This window comes from Nocardiopsis rhodophaea (genome assembly GCF_039530945.1).
Lineage (GTDB): Bacteria > Actinomycetota > Actinomycetes > Streptosporangiales > Streptosporangiaceae > Nocardiopsis_C > Nocardiopsis_C rhodophaea.
In genome coordinates this window covers 1-15,148 of record NZ_BAAAPC010000012.1, presented here as the reverse complement: position 1 = coordinate 15,148, position 15,148 = coordinate 1, and the positions used below count along the sequence as shown (strand labels likewise).

The following is a 15,148-nucleotide window of genomic DNA, read 5'->3' as shown; positions in this document are numbered from 1 at the left end:
CCGAGGCCAGGTCATGTGGCCACTGGCCACGGCACCAACGTCGGAGGGCGCCAGGAGCCGACACACGATGGAAGCCCCAGGCCACGGACCGCTTTGCGACCGTGGAAGACCTGGGGCTTCGCACTGTGCGCCATCAGGGACTCGAACCCCAAACCCACTGATTAAGAGTCAGTTGCTCTGCCAATTGAGCTAATGGCGCCCGCCGCCGTGGTGCGGTGCTCCGCGACGCTGGCGACAGAGAAGACTCTACCGGACCCGGAGGGGTCGCCTGACCGCGCTGGGGTGCTGCCTACGTCACAGCCGCCGATGGCCGGGGAGACGCTCATCGAGCCGGCTCCGCCCGCGTCCGCCGCGCCCGTGCCGCCCCCTGATCCACCGAAGAACGCACCTGGAGACAAATGCGCACAAGAAGCGGATGGTGTCCGCTCCCGCGGTCCAGAGATTCTTAGATTCATCGTCGATCGCGTGCGATCTGTCATTTCCACTGATATTCAGCGACTTCGACCCGGGGTTTCGGAGGGCAGATAATAGGGCCAGAAGAATCAGGGGAGCGACCTGCACACCATGACGTTTGTGCAGGTCCACACGGATACAACACGGACGAGCACCGGCGGGTGACACTCGCTTCCCCAGTTACGGATGGACAGTGACGCACCCATGACCTCCGCAGCCGATAATCGCGGTTGCAGACACCCACCGGGACATCAATACTCTGCGTGATCAATCCAGGTCAGAGGCGAGATTGTTCGAGGCATCTTGACTCGTTTCCGCTACAGAGAGAAGGATTCTGGTGGCGAATCGCTCCATGCTTGTATCCGTCGCGGTCGCCTGCGCTACGGCCGTCGGGGTGACGATGCCGGCCTCCGTGTCGGCATCGGCGGTGGGCATTGGCGAGGGCGAGTACCAGATCGCCTTCGAGAAGACGGGTGCGAGGATGATCCCGTGGGGCGCTTCCACTCAGCGCACGGCTATCCGCGTGTGGCCCGATGACCGGGCTGGGATGGAATGGGTCGTATCGCGCGCAGGGGCGAACTCAGGACGAACCACATACGAGATCCGCAACCTTCACAGCCGCCTCTGCCTCCAGCCCATGCACGGAGCCACCGAAGCGGGGCAGCGCATCGCACAGGCGCACTGCGACGAGCAGCGCCCGCAGCGGTGGCACATCGAGCACGTCGGCGGACCCGCCTTCCAGATCATCCCGTCGGACAACACCTACCTCGCGATCACCCCGGAGAACCCGACCGCCACGAAGTCGTTCCTCGAACTCGGGTACCGGAACCCCATCAACCCTGACTACCGCTGGGATTTCCGCCCCGTCATCACTCCGTTCTGAGGCCGACGCGACGGTGGACGGTCGCTCGCCTGCGGTGGCGCGGGTGACCTCCGGCCGCTTCGGCGGCGTCCGGTCACAGAGTGCGCGTACGACGAAAGCCCCGGGGCAGAACCGAGATAATCGGTGGTGACCCGGGGCTTGTACTGTGCGCCATCAGGGACTCGAACCCCAAACCCGCTGATTAAGAGTTCCCTCGATACCTGCCGGGCACGACTGCCACCTACCGCTATCGCCTGTTTCGTCCCGCTGGACAGCGCCACCCGTGCCGCGCAGGCCCGCATGATCCCGCCCCCGTCCACCGGACCCGAGCGAACACGGAGTCGTTGCCGGACCGACGACCTCCGCACCTCCGACTCGGCCCAACCGGTGGCACCAGCGGATTCACTTTGCCCAGGGCCCGCCCTGTGTTCCCTCCCCGCCCCCTGCGGATCCGAGCAAGCGTTACGCGCCGGACTCCTCGGAAGTGTTGGTGACCGCGAAAGTGTCAGTGAGCCTTTTTCGTCGTGAGGGTGCAGATCACAGCCTCATACCGGCCCCACGGAACCACCCCTGACAGCAAGGAGCCCCTGGTAAGCGGGTTAACGACCAAGAAAACCTGAACACCAGGGGGCTCCGATGCTGTTCTACCGCGCCTGCCTGCCATTGTCACGCCGCACCCTCAACCGGGCCACCCGCACCATCGCCGCCCACCGCAAGGCGACCGGCACTCGCTGGAGGTGCCTGGACGCCGCACAGCAGGCCCTGCTCGTACTGGTCCACCTGCGCAAGGGCGAGCCCTTCACCGCCCTGACGCACGGCTTCGGGGTCTCGGCCACCACCGCCTGGCGCTAAGTCCGCGAGACCGTACGCCTCCTGGCCGGCCTAGCCCCCTCGCTCGAGAAGGCCTTGCGCCGGGCCCGCCGCAAAGGTTGGGCCTTCGTGATCGTGGACGGAGCCCTCATCGCCTGCGACCGCCTGGCCGCTGACCGGCCGTTCTACTCGGGAAAGCACAAGCGCCACGGGATGAAGATCCAGGTCGTGGCCGCACCCGACGGCGAACTGCTGTGGGTCTCAGAGTGCCTGCTCGGGTCGGTGCACGATGTCAGAGCGGCTGGGATCTTCCACCTCGCCGACCGGATCGCGGCCGCGGGCCTGTTCGGCCTGGGTGACAAGCGCTATGTCGGGCTCTGTGCGGTGGTCCTCTACCCGTTCAAGGGCCGCGGTAAGCCGGAGTGGAAGAAGCAGGCAAACTCCGGCCACGCCTGGTTGCGCGGGCCCGGCGAGCGCACGATCTCCCAGCTCAAGAACTGGGCCGTCATGAAGCGGTTGCGTAGCTGCCCCTACGGGGCTGGTGAGATCGCCCGAGCCGTACTGGTCCTACAGAACCGCGAATCACGATGAAAAATGCTCATTATGCTACGACTCCGGCCATTACCTAAAAAGCCACCACCCCGACACTTCGAAAGCCATTCTTCTCGTGTAATGTTCGGCCATGAGCCATTATACCCCAGACTCCTTGGAGATATCCAAATATGGCTGGACGCACCGACCTTTTTTGGCGGCGGGCGGCGAGGAACCGTTCGTCAGGTGGAGCCTCGATGTACCGGGACCAGCGCCGTGAACTGCTGAACGATCTGTCCGGAACGGTGCTCGAGATCGGCCCCGGGTCCGGGCCGAACTTCCCTTACCTCCCCTCGGGCATCAGGTGGATCGGGCTGGAGCCCAATCCGTATCTCCATGAACGGTTGCGCGACGCCGAGTACGGGTCCGTCCTGTGCGGCGATGCCGAGAGCATTCCGCTGGCCGACGGCAGTGTGGACGCGGTCGTAGCGACGATCGTCCTGTGCTCGATCGATGCGCAGAGCCGCGTCCTGGCCGAGGTGATCCGCGTACTCCGCCCCGGCGGGCGATTCGCGTTCCTTGAGCACGTCGGGGCGGAGAGAGGCACCTGGTCGCGGTGGGCGCAGCGGGCCGTCACCCCGTTCTCACGCCGGTTCGACGGCGGATGCGACGCCACCCGGGACACCGGCACGAGCATCACGAACGCCGGATTCGCCCGGGTGGACATGACGGAGTTCGTCGTGCGCGGCCCACTGGGGGTGAGCATTCCGCACGTGCTGGGACGGGCGACGGCCTGAGGGCCGTCCCCCCGTGCCGGCGCGGCCCCGCCGCCCCGGCACAGCCCCGTTCGCGTTCCGTCGCCGGCGGGGGCCGCATCGTCCCGGTGCGCCCGGGTCCCCTTCCTACTCCGCGTCGGCGGCCGGGACCGCGAACGCGGCCCGCACGTCGGCCACGATCAGGTCGTGGTCGATGCTGAGCGCCACCATCGCGCCCAGCGCGGCACTGGTCACGGCATGGATCCACGGTGAGGGCCAGTTCGGCAGCCGGGCCGCCTCGCCTGCCGCGTAGATCCGGTCCAGGCTGGTGTGGCCGTGCTCGTCGATGCGCACGGACCCATCGTCCAGCATCTCGCACCCCAACGACTCGACGATATCGCCGTGGGGGTCCAACTTTGTCTTGAGGAACACCGCGTCGCGGGCCACCTCGCTGTCCGCGAGCCGCACGCCGGTGACGGCACCTTCGGAGCCGAGGACCTCCTCGACCGCGCCGGTGCGCACCTCCACCTCGGTGACCTGCAGCGCGGCCGCGGCCTCCTCGTCGTACTCGGGCTTCCCACCGGTGAACAGGACGACGTCCCGGCCGAACCTGGTGAGCTGAACCGCGAGGTGGGCGTCGGGGGTGCGGGCGCCGAGCACGCCCAGCCTCTTGCCGATCACCTCGTGGCCGTGGCAGTACGGGCACCCGTAGACGCCCGCTCCCCAGTGCTCGGCCACCCCCTTGACGTCGGGCAGGCGGTCGCGGCGCCCGGTGGCCAGCAGCACGGTCCGGGTCCGCTCGATGGTGCCGTCCTCGAACACCACCCCCGCCCCCTCGTCCTCGGTAACCACCGTGGACACCGCGGCGTCCCGGATGCTCACGTGCACGTACGCGCCCAGGTCCTCTCGGGCGATCCGCCGGAACTCCCGCGGATCGATCCCGTCCCGGCTGAGGAACCCGTGCATCGCGTGGGCCCGCGCATTTCTGGGCTCTCCGGAGTCCACCACCAGCACGCGCCGCAGGGCCCGGCCCAGAATCAACGCTGCGTTCAGGCCCGCGGGGCCAGCCCCGACCACGATCACGTCGTACATCAGGCTCTCCTCTTCTCCTCTGATTTCGCGATGCGGGCGGCCAGCTCCCACGCGATCCGCTGGACGTTGGGCGCCTCGAGAACGGTCCGGTGGTCTCCCGGCACCTCGATGACCTCCGGGGCCGCGGGCAGGACCCGCTCCCACCCGTAGCCGGGGAGGGCGACGTCGGTGTCCTCGGCGCGGAACAGCACGACGTCGCCGTCGTAGGCCGTGGGGCGGTGCGCGGCCAGTGCCGAGATGTGCCGCTGGTGGGCCTTGCGCATGCGCAGGAGCCGCTCGCGGTCGAGCCCCACAGGGACGGCCCCGGCCTCGGCGGCCTGCTCCAGGGCCGCGCCGATCGCCGCCTCGGTGTCGAGGGTCCGCAGGTGGCCGGTGTCCAGGGGGATGTCCCCGAAGAACTCGCGGAGCACGTCGGCGTCGTCGACGTCGCCCCCGGCCAGTTCCGGTGCGACGGAGTCGACCATGGCGACCAGGGCGACCTGTTCGCCGGCGTCCCTGAGCCGGGCGGCCATCTCCAGGGCGATCACCCCGCCCAGCGACCATCCGGCCAGGTGGTAGGGGCCGTGGGGACGGACCTCGCGCACCTCGGCGAGATAGCGCTCGACCATGTCGTCGACCCGGGTGTCGGCCTCCTGTCCCTCTTCCAGGCCGATCGGGGCCAGCCCGTACAACGGCCGCCCGTGGCCGAGCCGACGGGCAAGTTCCCCGTAGCACAGGACGCTGCCGCCCGCCGGGTGGACGCAGAACAGCGGAGATCCCTCACCGGGCGTGATCTGGACCAGGGGACGCCACCGGATCCCCTCTCCTCCGCGGCGGACCACCTCGGCCGACTGTTCGACCGTCCGCGCGGCGAGCTGGTCGGCGAGTTGCAGGGCGACCCCGAACGCGCTCTGCACCTCGGTGGTGAGCCGGATGGCGACAAGGGAGTCACCGCCCAGCTCGAAGAAGTCGTCCCCGATCCCGACGCGCGCCGTGTCCAGGACGCTCTCCCAGATGCGCGTCAGGCGCAGCTCCACCTCGTCCCGCGGCGCCCGGTAGGGCCGCTCCGGGTCCCGGCCCGACCGGCCCGCGAGCAGCGCCCCGCGATCCACCTTCCCCGAGGTGGTCATCGGGATGGCGTCCACGATGGTCAGTGCCGACGGCACCATGAAGGCGGGGAGAGTGCGGGCGAGCCGGTCCTGCAGCCGACCGCGCACGTCCGCGCCGATCTCCCGGGACAGGGGCGTGTTGGCCAGGTCCGCGGCGTCGGTGTCGGGCCCGCCCGGCGGCAGGAAGTCGGTCCGTGGCCCGCCGGGGGCGCGCAGCACGGCGTCGAAGGACCCGTCCGGGTACCCGCTGGCCCAGCTCAGCTCCACGTCATAGCCGCAGGACCGGCCCACGGCGCGCAGGCGCTCGGGGTCGACGGCGCCCGACGCCGCGGCGTCGCCGACGTTCCCGACGGCCTCGCCGCCGAGCTCACCGAGGGCCTCGCCGACCGTGGTGTCGCCTGAGGCGGCGAGCAGCCGCCTCCACCGCTCATGGTGCCGCTGGACGCGCGCGTTGGGCACCTTGGCCAGAGCGATGACCTGCCGGTCGGAGGTGCGGATCATGTCCTCGACGGCCTGCGGCGTGAGGCCGGCCTGCTCCCAGCCGGTCCACCTGGCGTTCTGCCGGGTGGGCGGGGCGGCCGCCTTCTCCAGCACCACGTCGTAGCGGAACCGGGTGAGCTCGTTGTCACTGTCCCCGGCCTTGGGCGCGACCTCGATGCGGCCCAGCCCGGGGATCTCTTCCCGCAGCCGGGTGAAGAACCGGGGGTCGACGAGGAGTTCGTTCTCGATTCCGGCCAGGTGGCGCACCTGCCGCACAATTTCGCCGGCGGGGGTGTCCTCGGAGGCCCCGGCGAGCTGCACGGATCCGTGCAGGGTCGCCAGCAGCAGCAGGTTGCGCACGTCGCCGACGACCATGTGCCCGCCCGGGGCCAGCGCGTCCATCGCGCCCCGGATGACGTCGAGCAGGTAGTCGGTGCTGGGGAAGTACTGGACGACCGAGTTGAGCACCACCACGTCGGCGCTCTCCGGCGGGATGCCGTCGAAGTCGACGGCCTCGCCCTTCTCCAACAGCACGTTGTCTAGCCCTCGGTCGGTGACCCGCTCACGGACGTAGTCCAGGGCGGTGGCCGACATGTCCGTACCGCGGTAGGAGGAGCATTCCGGGGCGATCCGGGTGAGCAGGATCCCGGTGCCGCAGCCGATCTCCAGCACTCGGTCGGGCCGCAGGTCGAGGATGCGCTGCACGGTGCGGTCCCGCCACTCCCGCATCTCCTCGGTGGGGATGGGCCGTCCGGTGTAACTGGAGATCCATCCGGCGGTGTTGAAGTCCGGATCGTCCTCGACGACCGGATCGGAGTAGACCTCCTCGTACAGCGACTGCCAGCGCTCCACGTGCCTGCGCAGATAGGCGGTCGAGTCGGCGTCGCCGGTGGCGGCCGCGGCGATGTCGGGTTCCGCGAAGGCCGAGAGGACGGTCCCTTCGCCCCCACGCGACCCCGCGACGACGACCGCCTGCTTGACCATGGGGTCACTGCGGAGGACGGCTTCGATTTCGCCGGGTTCGACACGCTGGCCGCGGATCTTGATCTGGTCGTCATTACGGCCCAGGTATTCGATCACGCCGTCAGGACGCCACCGGGCCACATCACCGGTCCGATACAGACGGGCGCCACTGCCAGGCTCGCCGTAGGGGTCGGGAACGAACCTCTCCCGGGTCAGTTCAGGACGAGCGAGATAGCCGCGCGCCAGACCGACACCGCCCAGGTGCAGCTCACCGGGCACCCCGACGGGAACCTGACGACCCTGGGGATCCAGGATCCGGCAGACCATGTTGGCGATCGGGCGCCCGATGGGCACCACCGGCTCCCCCTTCTGCTCCGGTCGGCACTCCCAAGCGGTCACGTCGATGGAGGCTTCGGTAGGGCCGTAGAGGTTGTGCAGCTCGGCGTCGAAGAGTTCGAAGAACCGGTCGCGCAGGTCCGGGGGGAACGCTTCCCCGCTGCAGAACACCCGCCGCACCGACGGCAGGTCCTCCACCCCCGGGGCGGCCAGGAAGTAGCGCAGCATGGACGGAACGAAGTGCAGGGTGGTGACCTCTTCCTCACGGATGAGGTCCACCAGGTAGTCGGGATCCCGGTGCCCGTCGGGGCGGGCCAGGACGAGCCGGGCTCCGGTCATCAGCGGCCAGAGGAACTCCCAGACCGACACGTCGAAGGTGTACGGGGTCTTCTGCAGCACCGTGTCCCCCGGCCCGATCGGGAAGGCGTCCTGCATCCAGCGGAGCCGGTTCCAGACGCCGCGGTGCTCGACCATGACGCCCTTGGGCTCGCCGGTCGACCCCGAGGTGTACATGACATACGCCAGATCAGAAGGGGTCCCGCAGCGTTCGGGCTCCTGCGCCGAGCCGGCGGGGACGTCGGCCCCCCAGGCGTCGGTGTCCAGGGCCAGGACGGGAACGGTGTCCGGCAGGCCGTCGCGCAGCGCTCCCTGGGTCAGTACCAGTGCCGCGTCGGTGTCGCCGAGCAGGTATGCGAGCCGTTCCACCGGGTCGTCGGGGGACAGCGGCAGGTAGGCCGCACCGGCCTTGAGGACCCCGAGCAGGCCGACCACCAGTTCCACCGAACGGTGCAGACACAGCCCGACCACAGCCCCCTTCGCCACTCCGCGCTCGCGCAGGTGGCGGGCGAGCCGCTCGGAGCGCTCGTCCAGCTCGGCGTAGCTGAGCTCCCGATCGCCGAAACGCAGGGCGACGGCCTCGGGGGTGGCCTCGGCCTGCCGGGACACGGCGTGGTGGGGGCACTCGGAGCCGTACTCGCGGGCGGTGTCCGTCCAGGCGGCGAGCGCCCCCCGCTCAGCGTCGGTCAGCATGTCGACATCGCCGAGCCGGCGACCGGGTGTACCGCACATCTCCTCCAGGAGCCGGTGCATGTGGCCGAGAAGGCCCTCGGCGGCACCGGGGTCGATCCGCGTCCGGTCGAACCAGAGCTTCACCCGGGTCCGGGCGCCGGGGACGATCACCGCGGTCAGCGGATAGTTCGTCTGCTCCGTGCTGTGCAGCTCGGCGACCCGCAGCTCGGAAAGCTGATCGAGGACGGAGAAGTCGGCCGGGTAGTTTTCGAACACCAGGATGCTCTCGAACAAGGGGGAACCAGCCGGGACACCGCTCCACTCCTGCACCCGGTTGAGGGGGGTGAAGTCGTAGCGGCGCTGGTCGATCTGCGACTGCTGGAGCCGTCCCAGCCAGGCGCCCAGTTCCTCCCCGTCCGGACAGGCCACACGGGCCGGCAGGGTGTTGATGAACAGACCCACGATGCCCTCCGCACCGGCCAGGTCGGCCGGACGGCCGGAGGAGGTCACGCCGTACACGACGTCCTCGCTGCCCGCATAGCGGGACAGCAGCAGCGACCACGCGCCCTGGAACAGGGTGTTGACCGTCAGTCTGCGCCGGCGGGCCGTCTCTTCGAGCCGGGCGCAGAGGTCGGCGGGAAGGACGTCCTCCATGCGGTCGTAGTCCTCATCCCGACGGCCCGCCTCCGCGCGCCGGTCCATGCCCAGCGGGGAGGCCTCGGTCACGTCGGAGAGCAGGTCCCGCCAGTACCCCTCGGCGGCGGCCAGGTCCTGCCCCTGAAGCCACTCGACATGGTCCCGGTAGGGACGCACCTGCGGAAGCTCCGGGACGCGGCCGGCCTGGAGCGCCACGTAGGCCTCGAACAGTTCGCGCAGAACCGTCGCCGAACTCCACCCGTCGAGCACGATGTGGTGGAAGTTCCACACCAGCTGCCACACCGAGTCGTCCAGCCGGATGGCGCCTGCCCTGAGCAGTGGGGCACGGCTCGGATCGAACCCCTCCCTGCGCTGCCCGGCCAGCAGCTCGGTCAGCTTCCCGTCCCGGTCGGCCGGGGCGCATCCGCGCCAGTCCTCCTCGGCCCACGGCAGCTCGACCCGGTCGTATACCACGGTCATCGGCGTCTCCACACCGTCCCACAGCACGGCGGAGCGCAGCGCCTCGTGCCGGTTGAGGAGGTGCTCCCACGCCGAGCGGAGGACCGCCGTGTCCAGCTCCCCTTCCACGCGGACGGTGAACTGCTCGAAATACACGCCGGAGTCGGGCGCGGACAAGGTGTGGAAGAGCAGCCCCTGCTGCATGGCGGTGGCCGGGTAGAGATCGGCCACCGGGGCCGGGTCCGCGGCGATCCGCGCCAGCTCCTCCTCGTCCACGCTGGCGAGGGGGAAGTCGCTGGGCAGGTGGGCGCGGTGCACCGACGGCCCGTCCGGCGCGGCCAACCGGTCCAGCGCCTCCCGCACCGACGTGAGCAGGCGGTCCCCGGCGGCCGCCGGGGCTGGGGCCCCCGGGTGGGCCACGTCGACGACCAGTCGGCCGTCCTGCACTGCCGCGTTGATCTCGATCGCGTGGTGGCGGGGGTCGTCCGGCGCGATGGCCGCTTCGGCCCCGCCGTCCTCCAGGGAGAACAGCGGGTCCTGCACCGGACCGGCCTGGTCAAGGCGTCCCAGGAAGTTGAACAGGACGAGCGGGATCGGGGCGTTTTCCAGCAGGTCAGTGTGTTCGCGGAGCAGGCCGAAGCCTATGCCTCCGTCGGGGGCCGAGCGGAGCGCCCGCTTGGTCTCCCGGACCGCCTCCACGGGGTCGCGGCCCCCGACCGCCAGGTGCACGGGCCGGATCGCGGTGAACCAGCCGACGGTGCGGGACAGGTCGACGTCATCGAAGAGGGGTTCCCGGCCGTGCCCCTCGACGTCAACGGTGACGTCGGGTTCACCGGTCCAAGAGGTCAGCCCCTGCGCAAAGGCCGCCAGCACCAGCTCGTCCAGGCGGGCCTTCATCCGCCGGGCCGCGTCGGCGAGGGCCGCCGTCGCGTCGGTGGGCAGGGAGATCCGCCTTCTGACGGCCTCCCCCTGCAGGCCGGGGGCGCCGACGTCCGGGGGGAGCGGGCGGACGGTGTCCAGCACCGAGCGCCAGTAGGGGGCCTTGTCGACTACCTCGGCGGATTCTGCGTACTCGGCCAGCCGCTCGGTCCACTGCGCGAAGGCGGTCGTCTTGGCGGGCAGCTCCACCTGCCGCCCGCGGGACAGGGCGACGTAGGCGCCCTCGAAGTCTTCCACCACGAACCGCCAGCTGACCGCGTCGACTACCAGATGGTGGCAGGCGATGACCAGGCTCCGGCCGGCGATCGCGGCGCGCAGCAGCGGCCCCTGCCCCAGGTCCAGGCGGGAGTGGGCAAGCCGCAGCGCGTCGTCGACGGAGCCGTCCACGACCGCGACCGGGACGTCGGCCTCGCCCGGCTCCACCTGGTGCTGCCCCCACTGCCCGCCGTCGCGGACGAACCGGGAGCGCAGCACGTCGTGGTGGGTGAGGACCCGGAGGAGGGCCCGGCGCACGAGATCGGGGTCCAGGTCGGTCGGGGACACCAGGGTCACCCCCTGGTTCCACCGGTTCGGCTCGGCAAGGTCGAGGCGGAAGAACCAGCGCTGCACCGGTCCCAGCGCGACCGGGCCGGTGACCGGCCCCTGGGGGGCGAGCACCGCGGGGCCGCTGCCAGCCACCCGCACGAGCCGCTCGACCGTCTGCTCCCGGAACACCTGGGCGGGGGTGATGTGGATCCCGTGCTGGGCCGCGCGGGACACCATCTGGATGGAGAGGATAGAATCACCCCCGAGGGCGAAGAAGTTGTCCAGTACCCCCACCCGGTCCACCCCCAGCACGTCCGCGCAGACCATGGCCAGGGTCTGCTCCATGGAGGTGTCGGCCGGGACGAACTCGGCGTCCTCCTGCCATGCCGGCTGGGGCAACGCCGCACGGTCGAGCTTTCCGTTGGCGGAGATCGGGAACCGGTCGAGGACGGTCACCGCCGCCGGGACCATGTACTCGGGAAGGCGCTGCGCGGCGTGCGCTCGGATTTCGCCGCGATCGACGGAGCGGCCTCCGGGAGCGGCGGCCACATAGGCGGCGATTCTCTGCCGAGCGTCGTCCCCGTACACGGCGATGGCGGCTTCTCCCACATCCGGGTGAGCGAGAAGCGCGGCTTCGATTTCGCCGGGTTCGACGCGTTGGCCGCGGATCTTGATCTGGTCGTCATTGCGCCCCAGATACTCGATCACACCGTCAGGACGCCACCGGGCCAAGTCACCGGTGCGATACAGGCGAGCTTCGCTGTCGGAATCGGCGTAGGGGTCGGGAACGAACCTGTCCCGGGTGAGCTCAGGACGTGCGAGATAGCCGCGTGCCAGACCGATACCACCCAGGTGCAGCTCACCGGGCACCCCGACGGGAACCTGACGACCCTGGGGATCCAGGATCCGGCAGACCATGTTGGCGATCGGGCGGCCGATGGGCACGACCGACTCACCCCGCTGCCCCGGAAGGCATTCCCAATGGGTGACCTCGATGGAGGCTTCGGTAGGGCCGTAGAGGTTGTGCAGTTCGGCGTCAAACAACTCGAAGAAACGATCACGCAGGTCGGGGGTGAGCGCCTCCCCACTACAGAAGACCCGGCGTACCAACGGCAGGTCCTCCACCCCCGGGGCGGCCAGGAAGTAGCGCAGCATGGACGGAACGAAGTGCAGGGTGGTGACCTCTTCCTCACGGATGAGGTCCACCAGGTAGTCGGGATCCCGGTGCCCGTCGGGGCGGGCCAGGACGAGCCGGGCTCCGGTCATCAGCGGCCAGAGGAACTCCCAGACCGACACGTCGAAGGTGTACGGGGTCTTCTGCAGCACCGTGTCCCCCGGCCCGATCGGGAAGCGGTCCCTACCCCATACCAGCCGGTTCCAGACGCCGCGGTGCTCGACCATGACGCCCTTGGGCTCACCGGTCGACCCCGAGGTGTACATGACATACGCCAGATCGGACGGTCGAACCGTCGACCCGAGTGCCGTGTCCGGGTGCGGTGCCACCTCCGAGTCCCAGTCACCGTCCACCGCCAGCCCCAGCGTTCCCGTCGGCAGCAGGTGTCGCAGCTCGTTCTGCATCAGCACCAGCGCTGCCTCGGAGTCGCCGATCATGAACTCCAGGCGCTCCGTCGGCTGGTCCGGGGCCAGAGGCAGGTAGGCGCCGCCAGACTTGAACACCGCGAGCATCGCCACCACGAGGTCCACCGAGCGGTCCAGGAGGAGCCCCACCACGCGACCGGCCGCGTCGCGGCTCGCCAGTGTGTGTGCCAACCGGTTCGATTGGCGGTCCAGTTCCGCATAGGTCAGTTCGACGCCCTCGCAGCGAACCGCGATCGCCTCCGGAGTGCGCCTGGCCTGTCGCACCACCGCTTCGTGAAGGCATTCTGGTGTGCCGAATCCGACATCGGTCGCTCCCCAGTCGGCGAACTCCCGCTGCTCCTCGTCCGTGAGCAGGCCGATCTCCGCCACCGGCCGGTCCGGGGCGCCGGTCAGCTCCTCCAGCGCGCGGCCGAGGTGCCCGAGGAGGCGCCTGCCCGCGTCCTCGCCGATCCGGGTCCGGTCAAACCAGACGTCCAGGCGGGCCCGTTCCCCCATCTCCACCAGAACGGTCAGCGGGTAGTTCGTCTGCTCGATGCCGAACATCTCGGCGACCCTCAGCTCGGGGACGTCGTCGAGGACGGAGGCGTCGGCCGGGTAGTTCTCGAACACCAGGATGCTCTCGAACAACGCGGCCCCGGAGGGGACACCGCTCCACTCCTGTACGCGGTACAGCGGGCTGAACTCGAACCGGCGGCGCTCGTGTTCGGCCTCCTGCACCTCCTGCAGCCACGCCTCGACCGTCCGGTCGCCAGGCACACGCACACGGGTCGGCAGGGTGTTGATGAACATTCCGGTGATGTTCTCCACCCCGGTCAGGTCCGCTGGACGCCCGGAAGAGGTCACGCCGTACACGACATCATCGGTGCCCGCGTAGCGGGACAGCAACAGTGACCAGGCGGCCTGAAACAGGGTGTTCGCCGTGAGCCGCAGAGCGCTCGCCGTCGCCTCAATCCGGGCGACCAGCCCGGCCGGAAGCGGGTGTGAGAGCCGACCGTACTCGTCGTCGCCGCGGAAGCCGTCCGCGGGCCGGTCGATGGCCAGGGAGGTAGGCCCGGACACACCGGCGAGCAGGTCCCGCCAGTACCCTTCGGCGGCGGCCAGGTCCTGTTCCTGAAGCCAGCCGATGTAGTCCCGGTAGGGACGCACCGGCGGAAGTTTCGGCTCAGTACCGCGGAGCAGCGCCGCGTAGGCGGTGAACAGTTCGCGTAGCACGGCAGCCGAGCTCCACCCGTCGAGCACGATGTGGTGGAAGCTCCACACCACCTGCCACACGGCGTCGTCCAGCCGGATCACCTCGACACGCAGCAGCGGTGCCGAGGCCAGGTCGAATCCGGAGACCCGCTGCTCGGCCAGCGACCGCTGCATTCGGTCCTGCTGATCCTCGGCGGGCATGTCCCGCCAGTCCCGCTCGGACCAAGGCAGGTCGACCTGGTCGAACACCACCATCAGCGGCTGGTCCAGGCCCTCCCACTGCAACGCCGCACGCAGCACATCGTGCCGGTGGACCACATGTTCCCAGGCGGCGCGGAAGGCCGCCGTGTCCAGCTTCCCTTCCAGGCGGACGCTGAACTGCTCGAAGTACACCCCGGAAGCCGGCGCGGAGAGCGTGTGGAACAGCACGCCCTGCTGTGCGGGGGAAAGGGGATAGATGTCGCTGACCTTCGTGGGCCCAGATTCAGCGGTCACCGGAGGTTCCTCTCATCTTGGCCATCAGATTGTCGAGTTCCTGCTGGTCGAGTCCTGCGAGGGGGAAATCGGAGGTGTGCGCCGCCGCTTCGGCTTCCGCCTTGGCGGTCAGCACGTCCAGGCGACCGCCTACGGCATCGAGGAGTTCGCCGATGGAGGCGTCCTCGTACTGCTCTCGCGAACAGGTCAGGTCGAGTACCAGTCCGCCGTTGTGGATGCCGGCGTTGATCTCGATCGCGTGGTGCCGCCTGTTCTCCGGAGCCTGCGCGGCCGCGGCCCAGGCCGGGTCATCGAACCGCAACCGGAACACGGAGTCGGCTGCGGCCGCCTGGTCGATGTGGCCGAGGTAGTTGAACAAGACCGGGGCATCGGCCGCCCCAGGCAGCAGGTCGGTGTAGGCCCGCAGCAGCCCGTAGCCGATCCCGTTGTCCGGGGCTTCCCGCAGGGCTTCCTTGACGGTCCGGACGGCCTCGGCGGTCTCCGCCCCGCCGACCTCCAGCAGGACGGGGTGGAGCGCGGTGAACCAGCCCACGGTCCGGGCGGTGCTGACGTCCTCGAACAACGGTTCCCGACCGTGGCCTTCGACGTCCACTACGACCCGGTTCCACCCGGCCCAGCCCGTCAGTGCCCGGGCACAGGCGGTCAGAACCAGCTCGTCGGGCCGGGCCCGCATCCGATGCGCCGCTGCAAGCAGCTCCTCGGTCGCTTCGAGCGGCAGCGCGAGACGGTGGGTACAGGCCTCGCCATGGGTATCGGCGCCGACACGGTCCACCGGCAGAGGAGCGATGGACTCGGTGATCCGCTCCCAGTAGTCGGCCTGGCCCGTGACGTGCTCGCTGTGGGCGTGCTCGGCCAGGCGTTGGGTCCAGCCGGCGAAGGAGGTGGTCTTCGCAGGAAGGTCCCCGCCCTCCAGGTAGAGGCGTTCG

At 69.8% G+C, this 15,148-nt stretch carries 5 protein-coding genes, 1 tRNA gene and 1 pseudogene; 3 read left to right on the top strand and 4 right to left on the bottom strand.

The window, feature by feature from the left end; genetic code table 11:
- Nucleotides 1–126: 126 nt before the first annotated feature.
- A tRNA-Lys gene (locus ABD259_RS14545) sits at nt 127–199 on the bottom strand.
- A 591-nt stretch (nt 200–790) separates the two neighbouring features.
- Between ABD259_RS14545 and ABD259_RS14540 the strand changes: the two genes are divergently transcribed.
- From ABD259_RS14540 to ABD259_RS14530, 3 genes and pseudogenes are all read left to right on the top strand, one after another.
- Entirely contained in the window at nt 791–1,336 is a 546-nt protein-coding gene (locus ABD259_RS14540) for an RICIN domain-containing protein (protein ID WP_344162893.1), read from the top strand.
- Between the two features lie 615 nt (nt 1,337–1,951).
- Nucleotides 1,952–2,716 (top strand): annotated as a pseudogene (locus ABD259_RS14535) (transposase family protein).
- Nucleotides 2,717–2,913: 197 nt separating this feature from the next.
- Nucleotides 2,914–3,453, top strand: a complete 540-nt coding sequence (locus tag ABD259_RS14530; RefSeq protein ID WP_344162889.1) for a class I SAM-dependent methyltransferase — start codon at nt 2,914–2,916, stop codon at nt 3,451–3,453.
- A 105-nt stretch (nt 3,454–3,558) separates the two neighbouring features.
- On the opposite strand, the gene ABD259_RS14525 is transcribed toward ABD259_RS14530, so the two are convergent.
- The 3 genes from ABD259_RS14525 to ABD259_RS14515 form a co-directional block, all read right to left on the bottom strand.
- Nucleotides 3,559–4,503: an NAD(P)/FAD-dependent oxidoreductase gene (locus ABD259_RS14525; protein WP_344162887.1), complete on the bottom strand. Its 945-nt coding sequence runs from the start codon at nt 4,501–4,503 to the stop codon at nt 3,559–3,561.
- On the bottom strand, nt 4,503–14,222 hold the full coding sequence (locus tag ABD259_RS14520) for an amino acid adenylation domain-containing protein (RefSeq protein WP_344162884.1): 9,720 nt from the start codon (nt 14,220–14,222) through the stop codon (nt 4,503–4,505). The genes ABD259_RS14525 and ABD259_RS14520 overlap by 1 nt, the downstream gene beginning before the upstream one ends.
- The coding region (locus ABD259_RS14515) for a condensation domain-containing protein (protein ID WP_344162881.1) at nt 14,212–15,148 on the bottom strand (937 nt) is incomplete at its 5' end. The genes ABD259_RS14520 and ABD259_RS14515, both read right to left, overlap by 11 nt.

Excerpts from the sequence above, each read along its gene's own strand:
- ABD259_RS14530 (WP_344162889.1), top strand. The coding sequence starts at position 2,914 with ATGTACCGGGACCAGCGCCGTGAACTGCTGAACGATCTGTCCGGAACG.
- ABD259_RS14525 (WP_344162887.1), bottom strand. The coding sequence starts at position 4,503 with ATGTACGACGTGATCGTGGTCGGGGCTGGCCCCGCGGGCCTGAACGCA.